At 35.5% G+C, this 15,454-nt stretch carries 16 protein-coding genes; 1 reads left to right on the forward strand and 15 read right to left on the reverse strand.

The genetic code is table 11. The features are described 5' to 3' along the window. Positions 1-463: 463 nt before the first annotated feature. The 4 genes from ACLIBG_RS13515 to ACLIBG_RS13530 form a co-directional block, all read right to left on the reverse strand. On the reverse strand, positions 464-2,323 hold the full coding sequence (locus tag ACLIBG_RS13515; protein ID WP_439313296.1) for a motility associated factor glycosyltransferase family protein: 1,860 nt from the start codon (positions 2,321-2,323) through the stop codon (positions 464-466). Continuing rightward, on the reverse strand, positions 2,313-2,921 hold the full coding sequence (locus tag ACLIBG_RS13520; RefSeq protein ID WP_439313297.1) for a hypothetical protein: 609 nt from the start codon (positions 2,919-2,921) through the stop codon (positions 2,313-2,315). Before ACLIBG_RS13520 ends, ACLIBG_RS13515 begins: the two co-directional genes overlap by 11 nt. A 158-nt stretch (positions 2,922-3,079) precedes the next feature. Further along, positions 3,080-3,949 (reverse strand): flagellin Hag, encoded by an 870-nt coding sequence (hag, locus tag ACLIBG_RS13525; RefSeq protein WP_439313298.1) that lies wholly within the window; start codon positions 3,947-3,949, stop codon positions 3,080-3,082. Between the two features lie 78 nt (positions 3,950-4,027). Then, a complete protein-coding gene (locus ACLIBG_RS13530; protein WP_439313299.1) occupies positions 4,028-4,213 on the reverse strand; it encodes a carbon storage regulator in 186 nt (61 codons plus the stop codon). A 244-nt stretch (positions 4,214-4,457) separates the two neighbouring features. On the opposite strand from ACLIBG_RS13530, the gene pseG reads away from it, so the two are divergent. Next, positions 4,458-5,531 carry a UDP-2,4-diacetamido-2,4,6-trideoxy-beta-L-altropyranose hydrolase gene (pseG, locus tag ACLIBG_RS13535; protein ID WP_439313300.1) on the forward strand — a complete coding sequence of 358 codons (1,074 nt, stop codon included), beginning with the start codon at positions 4,458-4,460 and terminating at the stop codon, positions 5,529-5,531. A gap of 55 nt (positions 5,532-5,586) precedes the next feature. On the opposite strand, the gene ACLIBG_RS13540 is transcribed toward pseG, so the two are convergent. The 11 genes from ACLIBG_RS13540 to ACLIBG_RS13590 form a co-directional block, all read right to left on the reverse strand. Next, positions 5,587-5,811 carry an SAF domain-containing protein gene (locus ACLIBG_RS13540; protein ID WP_439313324.1) on the reverse strand — a complete coding sequence of 75 codons (225 nt, stop codon included), beginning with the start codon at positions 5,809-5,811 and terminating at the stop codon, positions 5,587-5,589. 174 nt (positions 5,812-5,985) lie between these two features. Further along, complete coding sequence (darG, locus tag ACLIBG_RS13545; RefSeq protein ID WP_439313301.1) at positions 5,986-7,029, reverse strand: type II toxin-antitoxin system antitoxin DNA ADP-ribosyl glycohydrolase DarG; 1,044 nt, start codon at positions 7,027-7,029, stop codon at positions 5,986-5,988. Between the two features lie 28 nt (positions 7,030-7,057). Further along, the gene (locus ACLIBG_RS13550) at positions 7,058-7,645 is read right to left on the reverse strand and encodes a DarT ssDNA thymidine ADP-ribosyltransferase family protein (RefSeq protein ID WP_439313302.1); all 588 of its coding nucleotides are present in this window, start codon (positions 7,643-7,645) and stop codon (positions 7,058-7,060) included. 494 nt (positions 7,646-8,139) lie between these two features. Beyond that, on the reverse strand, positions 8,140-9,183 hold the full coding sequence (pseI, locus tag ACLIBG_RS13555; protein WP_439313303.1) for a pseudaminic acid synthase: 1,044 nt from the start codon (positions 9,181-9,183) through the stop codon (positions 8,140-8,142). Between the two features lie 28 nt (positions 9,184-9,211). Continuing rightward, positions 9,212-9,907: a PIG-L deacetylase family protein gene (locus ACLIBG_RS13560; RefSeq protein WP_439313304.1), complete on the reverse strand. Its 696-nt coding sequence runs from the start codon at positions 9,905-9,907 to the stop codon at positions 9,212-9,214. After that, positions 9,904-10,590, reverse strand: a complete 687-nt coding sequence (locus tag ACLIBG_RS13565; protein WP_439313305.1) for a methionyl-tRNA formyltransferase — start codon at positions 10,588-10,590, stop codon at positions 9,904-9,906. Before ACLIBG_RS13565 ends, ACLIBG_RS13560 begins: the two co-directional genes overlap by 4 nt. Next, positions 10,559-11,143: a UDP-4-amino-4,6-dideoxy-N-acetyl-beta-L-altrosamine N-acetyltransferase gene (gene pseH / locus ACLIBG_RS13570; protein WP_439313306.1), complete on the reverse strand. Its 585-nt coding sequence runs from the start codon at positions 11,141-11,143 to the stop codon at positions 10,559-10,561. The genes ACLIBG_RS13565 and pseH overlap by 32 nt, the downstream gene beginning before the upstream one ends. 43 nt (positions 11,144-11,186) lie before the next feature. After that, positions 11,187-11,918, reverse strand: a complete 732-nt coding sequence (locus tag ACLIBG_RS13575) for a cytidylyltransferase domain-containing protein (protein ID WP_439313307.1) — start codon at positions 11,916-11,918, stop codon at positions 11,187-11,189. A gap of 8 nt (positions 11,919-11,926) precedes the next feature. Beyond that, positions 11,927-13,096 (reverse strand): UDP-4-amino-4,6-dideoxy-N-acetyl-beta-L-altrosamine transaminase, encoded by a 1,170-nt coding sequence (gene pseC, locus ACLIBG_RS13580; protein ID WP_439313308.1) that lies wholly within the window; start codon positions 13,094-13,096, stop codon positions 11,927-11,929. 1 nt (position 13,097) lies between these two features. After that, on the reverse strand, positions 13,098-14,081 hold the full coding sequence (gene pseB, locus ACLIBG_RS13585) for a UDP-N-acetylglucosamine 4,6-dehydratase (inverting) (RefSeq protein WP_439313309.1): 984 nt from the start codon (positions 14,079-14,081) through the stop codon (positions 13,098-13,100). Between the two features lie 556 nt (positions 14,082-14,637). Beyond that, on the reverse strand, positions 14,638-15,255 hold the full coding sequence (locus ACLIBG_RS13590) for a hypothetical protein (RefSeq protein ID WP_439313310.1): 618 nt from the start codon (positions 15,253-15,255) through the stop codon (positions 14,638-14,640). Positions 15,256-15,454: the final 199 nt, after the last annotated feature.

Consider the following 15,454-nt stretch of genomic DNA (forward strand, 5'->3'; position numbering starts at 1 on the left):
TTAATGTATTACCAATTTGGTATAGATCATCAACTAATAATAAATTACCTTTTTACGGAAGCTCTTTTTTCGGATAATAGAACCTTCTATTTCACTTTTATCATCTACAACAAATCGAAACTGTCGTCGCCATCTCATCACACCTTTTATCAATTTTCTATTTTGATATAAGATAGACTATCTAACAAATAAAGTCAAGATCATATGTTCCTATTAGGTGCATCAAAAACTGATTTCCCCTATACTAGACTTTTATAAAAACGGTTTTCTCTTGGGGAAAATTGAATAGTTAGCAGGACAATGCTAGGTAGAATACAATATTGACTTTATCCCATAAGAATAAAAAACTGTTAGAACTAATAGCAATAAAATCGTGCTACTTGCTCTAACAGTATCTTATTCAAATAATCTTACAATATCTCATTCGACAAAATTCGGAAAAGTGACGCCCCATATCAATAATTCATTCACTCCCCAACGCTCCAACACTATCTTCCATCACTTTTTCTAACTCTAAACTCCCCTGCCTGCATTGTTCCATAAACCGATTAAACAATGGTACAATTTCTTTCCCTTTCACGAACACGTCTGCTTCTACATTTAGTCGCTTCAACTCATTAGCTAAGTATTTTACGTGTGTTCGAATATAAAAAGATAAGAAATCATTGTAGTAACGATTTTCAACTAATCGATTATAAAGTTTATCAAATTTGGTTAATTCATTTAAAACCTTAGGCTGATTCTTGATGTTCGTATATAAGGAAATGTTCTTCAATAATTTATCAAAAGAAGCAAGTACAGCAGTAAATTCCGTCATACTTCTTTTTAAGCTAGCTAGCTGTGCATCAATATCCTGTGCCTTATATTTATTGCTTCTTTCCCACCAATTGGTTTTATCGATCGAATAAGTAAGTGTTTCTTTTATTACTTCTTCGATCGGCTGAAAAGGTACTCCCTTAATTTCAGCTCCGCCTTTTGTTGTGTTAATAAACGTTTTATTTTGGTACTGTGCGGCAAAATTTTCGATACTAGTCCGCATACTATTAAAGCCTATGGATGTTTTAATTTCATTTCCATATACATCTTTTGTTGTTGGCGCTTTTGCAAGCTTTTCTTCCTCCATCGTTGATTTAATATGATCATAGTCAATACCTTCCGAATAGAGGCGATCATACAAATAGCCCAAGTTTTGTCCGGCAAAGATGATAGGATATGCACCGATTTTATTTAAAATTTGAAAGGTCATGACCGCAATGGATGGGGAATCCAAAATTAAATCGTGCTCCACGTTCAACTGTTCCTTTAAAAAATATAAAGAGGTTCTGTCTTGAGACGTAATGAAATGAGCTTTAGGCCCTTGGTAATTTTCAATCGTTTCATACCCAACACTTGAACCAAATACCATCGGAATATGAGCGATATTATGGGCGATCATTTTTTCAAATACTTTATGGTTCAACAGCCCCGGATCATATGTAAACACCGCATCCGGTAATACATCGTACGCGATTAAGCTATTTATCGCTGATCCGACTGAAAAAATGTATGCAAGATTATTTTCTTTTATATAGCGAAGATGCTCCATATCTTCGGCTAAAGAGGGGCCAGCTGATACAATAATTACAGGTTTTCCTTCAAATTGCCCCCGATCGATATCTCTTAACATATTCGGCGTGTTTAATACGGTTTTAAAATTGATCAAACTGTTCATTACCCACAGTTTTTGAAAACTAGCGTCTGTGTGCAAATTCGTCCGGCGACTTCGAATAGCTTCCTTTATATTTTTATGAAAGGTTGCATATTTTTCTTCCGCAATGTTTTTATAGCTCGGTAAAACGATGAGATGGATATTGTGATTACTCGTCGTAAATTCATTTAAATACGCGAAAGACTCTTCATGATGCTTATCTATATACAAGTTTCTTAGATTTTTATTAATGATATGGTTTAAATCTCGCTTACTCGTCATTTCAAAAAACACTTCCGGAATAGGTTCGTACAAGGAATAAGGCTGATCAGGAAATTTTTCAAGAAACTTTTCAACATGGTACCCCATGCCTACACCATAAAAAAAGACATGCGTTTTTTCCGAGATTTTACCTTCATGAGAAGCAATAATCCGTTCCGCTTCACGAATTGGGTCATACATGCTGTGTATCATTAATGGCCGTTCATCATTTAACTGATAACGAATGGTCTCCTTACCAGCTTTTGATTCAATAACCTCAAATTGCTTTAGTTTCAAATCATCTTCATTCTGGTGGAAATATTCACGAATTGCAGGATATCGGTCACGTAAAAGAAGAATATTATCAATTAACATAATTCAAGAACTCCTTATCTTGCAGCGATTTTCCGATATTCTCCAATAACGCTTCATATGCAGGCGTAATTTCATAGGCAAGTAAGTCAGTGATCATCACGGTATCTTGTGCTTCAACAGCATCCAGCAATTCAGCAAATTCCTCTTCACAAACTGCAAAACTTTTTTCGACTTGCTGCCAGTTTGCCGGTTGTTCCGATGCGCCTTGTGTGAATGTCTTAAATTGAAGCATCCATTGCATGCCTTCTGATAATTGCCCAATTCCTTCCCAAGTTTCCTCAGCAAAACGTTCATAACTTTGATCTACTAGTTCCTTCAACGCAGGCACAGCGCGTTCTAAATATTCATGAACAGACCTCATCGTTTCCAAAATCATTTCTTTGGAAGAACGGGTGACGATTTCTATTTGCATTACTTTATTCATTCGTTCTTGTATGTATTCCTCATGATTTTCATATACTTCTACACCATCTATTATTAAATGACTGAAAATGACATCCTTTTCCTCAATTAACTTATTAACTTTTTCAAAAATGACAGAAAAAAGAGATGCATCCCTCTTTAATTCTATCTGCTCGTTTTTATATAATAATTGCATAATGACCTCCAAATGTAGGACTTTAAAATTAACACTATGTATTTATTATCGGTTCAATTGATAAACTTTTCAAGGTGTTGTTATTCTCATTTCCTATTTATGTAAAAAAGAAAAAAGACTCTACCCGAAGGCAAGAGTCTTTCTCATTTTATCCACTATTAACGAAGTAACTGAAGTACTCCTTGTGGTGTTTGGTTGGCTTGAGCTAACATAGCTTGTGATGCTTGAGTTAAGATGTTATTCTTCGTGAACTCCATCATTTCTTTCGCCATATCAACGTCACGGATACGTGATTCTGCAGCTGTTAGGTTTTCAGAAGAAGCACCTAGGTTGTTAATTGTGTGTTCTAGGCGGTTTTGAACAGCACCTAATTTCGATCGTTGAGTTGAGACATCAGTAATGGCTGCATCAATTCCACTTAGTAATCCATCATATCCTGAAGCATCAAGTGCATTTCCACTTCCGTCTACGACAGAAATACTATCTACACCTAATCCAGACGCACTCATATCTTCAATATTCACGCTAAGCTGTTGTTCTTTATTAGCGCCAATTTGGAAAGTTAACTGACCGGATCCACTTGCCGCAAAGGAACCATCAAGTAAATCTTTTCCGTTAAACTGCGTTCGATCTGAAATCCCTTTACTTCCACTCATTCCACCTAACTCTTCAATTAAAGCATCAATTTCATCTTGAATTGCTTGAAGATCGTCAGTATCTTGTGTACCAGTGTTACTAGCTTGAACAGTCAACTCACGCATTCTTTGTAAAATAGAATGTGTTTCGTTTAATGCTCCTTCTGCTGTTTGAATTAGTGAAATTCCATCCTGTGCGTTTTTCGTAGCCATTTCCAAACCACGAATCTGCCCACGCATCTTCTCAGAAATCGCAAGACCTGCTGCGTCATCTCCTGCACGGTTAATCTTCAGTCCAGAAGAAAGCTTCTCCAATGATCCAGATACTGCATTGTTGTTTGCACCTAACTGACGGTGTGTGTTAAGCGCTGAAATGTTGTGATTGATAATCATTTTTTCTACCTCCGTGTTTGTTTGTTTTACTAGCAAGACCTATCCTTGTGAAATGCTAGTTTATAATAAACTCCTTGGTTAGGAGTTATTACCTTGATGAATTTCTCCACGAACAATTCTAAATTCCTGTGGAGCCGTGATACGCAGTTTGAGGGCATTGTTAAGATTCCCATCACCCTTAACCACTTCTACTTCAATTTTCCTGTCGTGTTCGTCTATGATGTAGACTTTTTCGCCAGGTTTCCTTCCTAACGTTAATGCCATGGCAAACCATCCTCCCTGATGATTCATTCTTTATATCGACATGTTTAAGAAATGTTTAACCTTTTTTGGTGAAAATTTATATAAATTGACTTAATAGCCATATTTCTTGATTGTTTGGATGGTAGTTACTGGCGTTAAAGCTATTTTCTAGCTAATAAGCTTCACAGATACTTAAGCTTCTTGTTATAATAAAATAAGAAATTATTTTATTAAAAATACATATGGTAGAGGAAAAGGTGCACCAATGAATATATGCTTTCGTGTTGATTCATCAACTAAAATTGGTTCAGGTCACGTCATACGTTGCTTGACCCTAGCCGAAGAATTAAAAGAAAATAGTCACAATGTATACTTCATTTGTCGAGCACATCAAGGTAATCTAAACCAGAAAATATTAGAAAAAGGTTTCCAACTTTATAATCTCGAAGATCTTGCACAAAATATGCCAGTAAGCGATCAGCCACGACATGCTTCGTGGCTCGGCGTGACACAAGCACAGGATTCAATAGAAACACAAAAGGCTCTACAGTCAATTGAAATACAATTTGATTGGATAATCGTTGACCATTACGCCCTAGATGAAGCTTGGGAGAAAGAAATAAGAGTGAAAATCCCAAACATTATGGTGATAGATGATATCGCAGATCGGGAACACGATTGCGATATATTGTTAGATCAAAATTATTATCAAAACGCAAACAGTCGCTATAAAAATCTAGTTCCAAGTAACTGTAAACTTTTACTAGGTCCTAAATATGCGCTATTACGAGATGAATTTGTTGAGCTTCATAATAAACAAAAGGAAAAGAAAAAACATTCTACAGCACTTGTTTTTTACGGAGGCAGTGATCCTACGAATGAAACCATGAAAGCTTTAAAAGCCATAAAAGGAAAAGAAATTACTACCCATGTAGTTGTTGGCCCATCTAATCCAAATAAGGATTTAATAAAAGAACATCGTAATAACGAGAATGTAATTTTCCACTACAATATTAATTACATGGCAAAACTTATGCATGAAGTAGATTTTGCCATTTGTGCAGGGGGAAGTACCACTTGGGAAAGGTATTGTCTTGGAACACCAGCAATTTTAACTGCTATTGCATATAATCAAATTGAAGTTTGTGAAAATGTACATAAATTAGGAATTGATCATTATATAGGCGAACATGACACTATAACACAGCATACTATTGCAAAAGAAATAAACTCCTTTATCACAAATAAAGATATCCCTAGTTTAAGTAAAAAGGCGAAAAGAATTGTGGATGGCTATGGGAAAAATCGAATTATAGAATTACTAGAAATGGAATATTGAATAAACAAAGGCTCTATCGAATAATTTTTTCATTCAATAGAGCCTTAACTTTTCATTATAAAAAAGTAATGCGATCCCCAAATTTAAATTCTTTTTGAGATTCCTTTCCTAAAAGACTTTTATAATGTTTAGGCTTCAGTCCGTATCCCGGTCGGACTATTCGTATATTGTCTGAAGTAAACTTATCTCCTATTTTAATATCCTTAGAAGTATATATGGAACGCCTAAATTGTAAAGATTCCTTTTCTGCTTTAGTTGGTCCATATGAGACAGATCCTATCGCCTTTCATGCTCTTTCTGTTTTTTCTACAAGCGCCTTCAGTTCATGAGGCTCCATGGAAAAAGTTAGTTTATGTGCCTATCGCTACAAGGTCACACTCGAACCATCTACCCGTTAGAGTTCGCACATGCTCACGCTTGGCGAACGAAAAAAGCACCTCCGAACTGGGGATGCTTACTTGCTGTATTCAATTGACACCGTGGGTTTCAGTTCATAACCCATTAACGTTTGTTGGATGATACCAGCGCCATTTAAAAGCGCAATACCTTCTCGGATCTGTTTCTCACTGAAGCGTTTGGCTTTATCGTCGGACCATTTCTGAAACCTTTCAACGATGTCATTTTCGCTCAGTTCATAATGTGTTTTCAATAAAAACGCAATCGTTGATACGCATTCCAGCATATCATCATTCGGAATGTTGTTAACAAATGCTGTTGCTTTATTGATGGCAGGCTTCAACTCGGTCACAGTGGATTCAACATGATCACTGATCAATTTGTTATATAAAATCTTATACGCTTCATCGGTGGATTTTACATTGTGATAATCTTGGAACGCTTTAATATTTTTGCTGATAATCGCAATCGCATGATCATAAGGACCGAACGTATGCCCTTTAAAATTAAAGTAGGGATCTCCGTTTGATAGTACATCCATGAAGAAAGCCGTCTTTTGTAACCTTGTTTTATTAAATTGATTAAGGTGATGTTTAATATCCATCATGATGAGTGCCGATAAACTCAATTTTGGCTCTTCTTTCGCCTTCGCTTGATAATTCTGTTTAGGTTCATATACATAAATTGTTACATCTTGAAGCGTGGAAAGTTTCTTTTCCATTAATTGCTTCACGTCATGCCAAATCAATCCGCCGTTTCCGCTTCCTAATGGAGGAATCGCAACCGATTTGATGTTCATCGATCGAATCAGATCAATAAGTGCATCGAGCCCTTCATCAATATACTCCATTTTCGATTTAGCACGCCATTTATTTTTGGTTGGGAAGTTGATGATGATTTTACCGTCTTCCTTAAAAGAATGAACGGTGCCAATCTGAAGCTCACCTGAACGAACCGCTTTCACGTAATCACGGTTGTTCTCAGGAAATTTCAATTTAAACTGATAAGCAATGCCCTTACCCATATAACCTTCACAGTTCACAGTATTGACGAGAGCTTCTGCCTCTGACTGAAATAAATCACCTGTGGTGTACTTGATCATCATTATACCTCCCACTTACTTTAATTAACTAAAACCAATTCATTTCATCAACATACGGAGGTTTCTTTATAATGCCGTATGCTTTCAATTTACTTTGCACATGTGCCCCGACCTCTTGAGTTGGCACCGCAATAGAATGAAAATGCTTTGCTGGGACCGTTTTCGTAGTCAAACACTCTGCCATCTTTGTATGTTTGACTAACTTTTCTTCATTTCCTTTTTGTCTCATGAAATCCCAATTTATTAAATTAAAACCTTCTTCATACTCATATAATTCAAAGTCATCAGATAACGGATGCATAGGAAGCACCTTAAATTTATTCTTCATCGCTTTTTCTCGCGTCAGACAAATATAAATGAATACGTCTTCAGCATACCTACTCTTGACAGCAGTATCAAATGCAGAATAGGGATGGAAATGAAAGGGGACATACTCTTCCAATCCTAATAAAGCTCTTTGAGAAATAATATCCGAGTCAGCCACATCAGAGAATGTAATACCTAACCGTTTTGCTTTCTCTCTGGAAATCAAACCATACTCCAAGATCGATTCTAAATTGGATAGTTTGGTCAAGTGATATAATAATTTCTGTTCTTTTACGTTATCCAAAGCCATATTGTAAAACCACCTCAATATAACATGTTATCATGCAGTATATCTTGTTGTGGTTAAACAAATTATATCATATGAAAAGTCCGGACAGTATCAATATCCCCAAATCCTCATACATCATTCCTCTCTTTTTTATATTCTCTTTCTTTCGGCAACTGATCTTCATTGGCATCTTTTTCACAGTTTCTCAACAGAACCTAGTACGTTGCAATTTCATTGATTGCTATTTCTTAATTTGCCAAATAAAATTCTATTAATTCTAGGTATTGCCAGCATTCCTTTCACTTTCCCACCCATTAATTGATTAGACACTATGAATGGCAGGACATTTTGATGGGACTGGCAATCCTTTTTTATTTGCGTAATATTCTCTACTTTTATGATGCAATAAACAACTGGTTCGAAATGCAGGATTATAGAATTACTAAAGATGGAAAAATGTATAAATAAAAATTCTATCGAATAATTTTTTCATTCAATAGAGCCTTAACTTTTCATTATAAAAAAGTAATGCGATCCCCAAATTTAAATTCTTTTTGAGATTCCTTTCCTAAAAGACTTTTATAGTATTTAGGTTTCAGTCCATATCCCGGTCGAACTATACGTATATTGTCTGGAGTATACTTTTCTCCTTTTTCAATATCCTTAGAGGCATATATGGAGCGCCTAAATTGTAACGATTTTTCTTCGGCTTTAGTTGGTCCGTATGAAACAGAACCTATTGCCTCCCATGCCCTTTCAGTTTCTTCTACAAGAGCCTTCATTTCATGAGGCTCCATGGAAAAGGCAGCATCAACTCCACCTTCTAAACGATCCAAAACAAAGTGTTTTTCAATTACAGTTGCCCCCAACGCAACACTTGCTACGGACACTCCAGTCCCCAATGTGTGATCAGATAAGCCTACTTGGCAATCAAATAGTTCTTTCATATGCGGAATGGTTGATATATTCGTATTCTCGGGTGTTGCAGGATAAGTACTTGTACATTTCAAGAGAACAATATCCTCACATCCTGCAGCTCTAGCAGCACGCACAGTCTCATCTAACTCTGCAATAGAAGCCATTCCTGTAGAGATAATTATCGGTTTACCAGTCGAAGCTACTTTTTCTATCAATGGAATATCGTTATTTTCGAATGAGGCAATTTTATAAAATGGTACATCTAATTCTTCTAAAAAATCCACTGCTGTTTCATCAAAAGGAGTACTAAATGGTATTAATCCAAGTTCTCTAGCTCTTGTAAAAATAGGTTCATGCCACTCCCATGGTGTGTATGCTTTACCATATAAGTCATACAAAGATTCTCCATCCCACAAACTTTTGGGATCATTGATTACGAAATCTTCTTTATTTATGTTTAACGTCATTGTTTCCGCAGTGTATGTCTGAATTTTCAAAGCATGTGCGCCTGTTTTTGCTGCAGCTTCAACAATTTCTAAAGCTTTAGTTAATGATTGATTATGATTGCCAGACATTTCAGCGATTATGAATGGTTTGTGACTTTCACCAATAATCTTGTCTCCTAAAGTTATGTTTTTCACAAATACTCCCCTTTCTCAAATTAATAAATTAGTTTTTAATTTTCCTCCCTAATATAAATGATTCTGCTGCCTCAACACCAATGTTTGCACCGCGCCAGCGGGCCAGATGTTCCAATGCAGTAACTGATCTAGCATGTGGCCACTCTCGCATCTCGTAATCATACGCTTCTAAAGACCTTAATTTTAATGAGAGGGTTTCCGTAATGTCTACATACCAGTTCGGGCTGAAAGTAGGGGCTGATCCTGGGGTCATCCACTCAGTACTTGACGCCGTTTCAAAGAATAATAATTCTTTAACTAGATGGTTTCCTGGTATGGGCCTGCAAGCTGTTATAACTGCTTCATGGATTCTGCGGTGGTCTATATTTACATCACCAATATGATGCGTATATAAAATGTCTGGTTTCACTTCATTTACTATGTCCTCTATTACCTTTACAATGTCTAAACGATCTAATGAATCCATACGATTATCTGGAAAGTCATACAATTTTAAAGAATTAACACCCAGTATATCGTTAGCTTTTTGTGCTGCTTTTCCTAATTCAGATAGTCTTTCCGAATTAGTTTCCCGATCTCTTGATCTATCTCTACTAGTAATCCCCTCGGCTAGTATTATAGAATGCACGTTGTCCCCATTTTGAATATGTTTAGCCATTGTACCACCACATCCCAAAACCTCATCATCTGGGTGGGCAGCAATTACTAATACGGTCTGCGTCATAGTTTATCCTTCTTTCTAATAATTTTTACATCTGCATGTATGGAATCATCCTTTAAAGAAGCACGTTCAAATTCTAGTCGGAAATTTCTTGTTTCTATAAATGCTTTTGGATAACCATCCGCATCTAACATGCGTATATAATCAAAAACTTCTTCTATTTTCTCAAGATTTTCTAAATTACTTTGTTCGGGTTTTCTTCTTTGAAATTGTACGATTTCTCCTTCTTGAGGTGCTGGAAGTGGTCGTTTCTTTAATATTTCAATAATCATTTCTTTTATTATTTTCGATGCTCTAATATATATCTCTTCCGCATTACCAAACAACGATAAAGGTTTTTTAAGGTATACTGGACCGGCATCCAAATTCTCAACACATTTTAATGCGGTTATTTTTGTTTCGTAAATTCCCCTACTAATTAGATTCTGTAACGGACTTCCACCTCTACCAAAAGGAACGTCAGTCATATGAAAAATTATACACTCAAAGTTATTGAATATATTTGAAGGAATGATGTGGGACCAATGAAGGAAAAATATATATTTAGCACTGATTTCAGCCAGAAATTCTTTTGTTAGTTCATTTTTATTATCAACCCATACTATATTATAATTCAGTTTTTGACTTAACTCTTGGTATGTAGAATAATACCGCTTATGATTGGCTGCTATTACTACTGTCTCCAAATAAATCGATCCCTTTCTCATAAAGTTGCTTTACGAGATTATCATGATTATCTTTATACCATTCCTCTTTTATAAGCCCGTAAATAATAACATCTTTAAATGTATCATTTTTCATTATATGTTGTTTAAAGTACGCCTCTTTTTTAAACCCTAATTTCTCATGATACTTTAAGCTACCTTCGTTAGTTACTAACACTTCGCCATATACTTTGTTCAATCCCAATTCCTCAAACGCATATTTTAATCCTAATATCCCCATTATAGTACCTGCACCTTTAAAACTATTTGGTTTCCCTATATAGAACCCCCATTCGCATTTGAAATAGGGAATATTTATTCTATTAAAATATATTATTCCAACGGGTTCTTCATCTATTAAGAAAACAAAATACACGTCTTCATTACTTTTAGATTTATTTTCATACCAGCTCATATGTTCATCAAATGTAATAACTTTTTCGTTGTACATGCTTTTTCTGATTCGTTCTTCATTTCTCCACTGAAGCATGATTGGTAGGTATTTTGGGGATAACTTTTGTAACTTATACTTCATCTGAATTTCCTTCCTTTGACTTTATTGAAATCGGAATTTACATTTACAACCTTTTTTGTTTTATTTCAGCGTTTATATCAAACCATTCCCTATTTTCGTCTAGTAATTTCAGTATATCAAAGTACGAAAATAACGGTTTATTCTTATATAGTGCTTCTATAATTTTTTCTATTAATACAAAGTCCTCTAGTGTATCCACAGTCCAACGATGCTCACTATGATTTGTATCACTTGTTACGGATAGTATTTTAAACATTCTTGGGTTTTGAAAAAAATAAGGTGTTACATGTTCTCGTTCAGGTGGAGAAACAGCATTATCGTTCGCTGTTTTTAATGCATCGTAAGAGAATACTTCAGTGTCCATTCCTCTAGGATAAGTACGCTCCAAAGTATTTGATACGTAATCAATACCTTCTTTTCGTTTCAAATAAATACTTATAACCTTATCTATAATTTCCGGATCAATTAAAGGACAATCAGAAGTCAACCTAACCACTACATCAGCATTATATTCTTCAGCCGCTTCATAATATCGTGATAACACATCATCCTCTGATCCACGATAATATGAGATAAAATGTTTTTTACAAAAGTCTACAATCGGTTCTTCAGATTCACTTGTCGTAGTCGCAATAACAATTTCACCAATTAACTTTGACCGTTTCACACGTTCTATCTGATATTCTAATAAAGATTTGTCTAATACTTTTTTCATTATTTTCCCTGGTAGCCTTGTCGATCCCATACGTGCTTGTATAATAGCTACAACCTTCATAAACTCACCTACTTTATTTGGTGTTCTTGAACTAAGCTTTTTACTGTATCGATAACATACTGCACATCTTCATCTGTCATCGCTGGAAATAATGGCAACGAAATAATCTGCTCGTACAATTCTTCTGCGACTGGATAGTCTCCTTTTTTATGCCCTAGTTTCTGATAATATGGTTGTAAATGGACTGGTATATAATGAACATTCACTCCAATATTTGCTTTTCTTAATTCTTCAAAAAACTGTTTTCTGTCAATAGATAACAAATAACGCTGTAATTGAATAACATATAAGTGCCAACTAGAGCTACCATCAGGATGTTGATGAGGGGTAATTAATTCGTTTAAAGCACTAAACCCCTTATTATATTGATCGACTATTTCCCGACGTCTTTCAATAAACTGATCTAGTTTATCAATCTGACTGGCACCCAATGCAGCTTGTATATCTGTCATTCGATAGTTGTATCCTAAAAACTGCATTTCATAATACCAAGGGCCGTGATTTTCATTTAGTAAAGAAGTATCTCTCGTAATCCCGTGCGTACGGAACTGCCGTAATTTATCATAGAAGTCTCTATTGTTTGTAGTAATAATACCACCTTCACCGGTTGTAATATGTTTTACTGGGTGAAAACTGAACATTGTCATATCAGCAATAGACCCTATTTTTTTACCCTTATATGTTGCACCGATAGCATGTGCTGCATCTTCAATAACAGTCAAATTATGCTTTTTTGCAATCTTCAAAATTTCATCTATGTCAGCTGGCTGACCAGTAAAGTCCACTGGAATTATTGCTTTAGTTTTAGCCGTAATTTTTTTACAAATTTCATTTGGATCAATGTTGTATGTTTCTGGATCAATATCTGCAAAAACTGGCTTTCCACCTTGGTATAAGACACAATTAGCACTTGCTGCAAAGGTCATAGGTGTAGTGATTACTTCATCGCCATCACCTATACCCGCAGCGAAACATGCACCGTGCAATGCCGCTGTACCGTTTGAAAATGCAACAGCATACTTCGCTCCAACATAGTCAGCAATTTTTACTTCAAAATTTTCGACTGCTGGCCCTGTTGTCAGGTAATCACTCTTTAAAACATCAACAACCACTTGAATATCTGCATCATCGATTGATTGTCGCCCATACGGAATAAACTTCTGTTTTGAATCTTCCATATTATTTATCACCTTTACTTATTTTAACCAATTCACGTAACTCCTCAACCGATAACCATTCTTCATTCGTATCACTTACATAACTAAATCCATCTTCCAGACTCTTTCCTCCATGGCATAGCTCATTTTTCCACCACGGAAATTCAGGCTGAATAATGTAGTAGCCCCCCATGTCTAATGTTCGGCGTGCATCATCTTCTGTAATCATTGCTTCGTGTAGTTTCTCACCAGGTCTGATACCTATGAATTCCATTTTGCATTCTGGTGCGATGGCCTCTGCCAAATCGGTTACTTTCATACTTGGAATTTTGGGAACAAATATTTCTCCTCCATGCATTCTATTAAAGCTGTCAATGACAAATTGAACTCCTTGATCCAGCGTAATCCAAAAACGAGTCATTCGTTCATCTGTAATTGGAATAGTACCTGTTTCTTTTATTTTTTCAAAAAATGGGACAACACTACCACGGCTGCCAACTACATTTCCATAGCGAACAACTGCAAAGGAAGTATTTTTATCGCCCGCATATGAGTTAGCTGCAACAAAGAGTTTATCAGACGCTAATTTAGTTGCACCATATAGGTTGATTGGACTAGCAGCTTTATCTGTGCTCAACGCAATTACTTTTTTTACACCTCTATCAATTGCTGCTTCAACGATATTTTGTGCACCATTAATATTTGTTTTAACCGCTTCAAACGGATTATATTCACAAGCTTCGACGTGCTTTAAGGCAGCAGCATGTACAACATAATCCACCCCATCAAAAGCTCTGTACAAACGATCTTTATCTCGAACATCCCCAATAAAAAAACGCATCCGACTGTCCGTATATTCTTGAGCCATTTCATATTGCTTTAGTTCATCGCGGCTAAAGACTATAACTTTTTTCACATTTAGTTTTAATGCCTTTGTAATAAACATTTGACCAAACGAGCCTGTCCCACCTGTTACTAAAATTGTCTTGTTATTAAAATTTGTCATTACGAGTTATCCTCTTTTCTATTCTTTTTCCACAGCAACCTTTGAAGATCATACCCAAGTTATAATAAGCGATACAGAAAAGCTAATGAGATTGTTTGAGCAACTCCAACCGCTCGATTCATTATTATAAAGAAGGGATTTAAATACAATATTTAAAAACGCTGTTGTAAAGCTAACAATACTTAGCAGATGTGTCTTCTTCCTATAAAATATAACCACACCTACTATATCGAACGTTTCCAGCGTCTAATCAATTACTATTAGATTAAGTTTATCAAAATCTCTATTAAATAGAAGGTTATTTTATAAGTTTGTTGAATTTTGTACGAAGAGTGGGGTGTAATTTAAGCGTCAAAGAGCCCACACCTAGTAAACTGGTATGGGCTCTTTGACGCTTATGTGGATATTATGTATAAGGCATATTCAGCCAACAGTTCCGTTGTTATAGACAAACACATAAATGAGATAAAGTTTAAAAATTAATAAAACAATAACTCACCATTTAGTTAACAAATTATAATGCAGGGAGTGACAGGCACCCTGGTGGAATAACAATCTAACTTGCACCACTTCTGTGCGCTTGTACATCTTCATCCTCCGGTCTCATAAGTTGAACAGTTAACTTACAAAGAAAGAGATAATAACCAATCTGATTCAAGGAGGCTGTTGTTTCATAGTTTTGCAGAATAATCTTTCTGGAAAACGTATTCATGATCGTTAAATCTATTATATAATTTGAGAACCGACTATCAGGAAAATATAACAAATTATAAGTCAGATTTGTACTAAAATCCTTCTTTCTTTTTCCGTACATTTTATCCAATTCTAGTAATGGGGAAATCACGATATAAGGATCCCTTTCTGCATCACAAGTATTCGATAATAGCATACCTGGACCTCGATACAACATAATTTCCCCCGTATCAGGATCTTCCAATTGAAATGGTACATTATCAATAATATCGCCTTGGGAAAGATAAGGAAAAGGAGTTGGCATAAAAAACTGATAAAGGGACTGTCCTTCTCCTTCACTAGCTTTCTTTAATTCAAATTGCCTTATAGCAGTTCGGGCTTTCTCTGCTGTGTAAGGATCCATCGGAAACATTTTTTCTACGAAGGTAATAAATTCACCAATCATGGTTGTGAAGATTCCTTCCAGTTGATTTAAAGACACGCTTAATTCCTTTTAAATGGATATCCGTCTCTTTTTCTGAAAGTGACCTCATAGCTGGAAAAAGTGATTGTGCCTCTTTCACCCAACTGTTATTAAATGAAATTTGCTGTCAAAAGGGGAGAAAGAAGTGATTATAAATGTCATTATACTGTTTAGATATAACTTCCATATCCTTACTTATAATTTCATTCTGCCATCT

This window comes from Virgibacillus sp. W0181, from assembly GCF_051846915.1.
Classification (GTDB): Bacteria; Bacillota; Bacilli; order Bacillales; family Amphibacillaceae; genus JBPYCR01.

Excerpts from the sequence above, each read along its gene's own strand:
- pseG (WP_439313300.1), top strand. The coding sequence starts at position 4,458 with ATGAATATATGCTTTCGTGTTGATTCATCAACTAAAATTGGTTCAGGT.
- hag (WP_439313298.1), bottom strand. The coding sequence starts at position 3,949 with ATGATTATCAATCACAACATTTCAGCGCTTAACACACACCGTCAGTTA.
- ACLIBG_RS13575 (WP_439313307.1), bottom strand. The coding sequence starts at position 11,918 with ATGAAGGTTGTAGCTATTATACAAGCACGTATGGGATCGACAAGGCTA.
- ACLIBG_RS13560 (WP_439313304.1), bottom strand. The coding sequence starts at position 9,907 with ATGACGCAGACCGTATTAGTAATTGCTGCCCACCCAGATGATGAGGTT.
- pseC (WP_439313308.1), bottom strand. The coding sequence starts at position 13,096 with ATGGAAGATTCAAAACAGAAGTTTATTCCGTATGGGCGACAATCAATC.
- ACLIBG_RS13550 (WP_439313302.1), bottom strand. The coding sequence starts at position 7,645 with ATGGCTTTGGATAACGTAAAAGAACAGAAATTATTATATCACTTGACC.
- ACLIBG_RS13515 (WP_439313296.1), bottom strand. The coding sequence starts at position 2,323 with ATGTTAATTGATAATATTCTTCTTTTACGTGACCGATATCCTGCAATT.
- ACLIBG_RS13520 (WP_439313297.1), bottom strand. The coding sequence starts at position 2,921 with ATGCAATTATTATATAAAAACGAGCAGATAGAATTAAAGAGGGATGCA.
- darG (WP_439313301.1), bottom strand. The coding sequence starts at position 7,029 with ATGATCAAGTACACCACAGGTGATTTATTTCAGTCAGAGGCAGAAGCT.
- ACLIBG_RS13530 (WP_439313299.1), bottom strand. The coding sequence starts at position 4,213 with ATGGCATTAACGTTAGGAAGGAAACCTGGCGAAAAAGTCTACATCATA.
- pseH (WP_439313306.1), bottom strand. The coding sequence starts at position 11,143 with ATGAAGTATAAGTTACAAAAGTTATCCCCAAAATACCTACCAATCATG.
- pseB (WP_439313309.1), bottom strand. The coding sequence starts at position 14,081 with ATGACAAATTTTAATAACAAGACAATTTTAGTAACAGGTGGGACAGGC.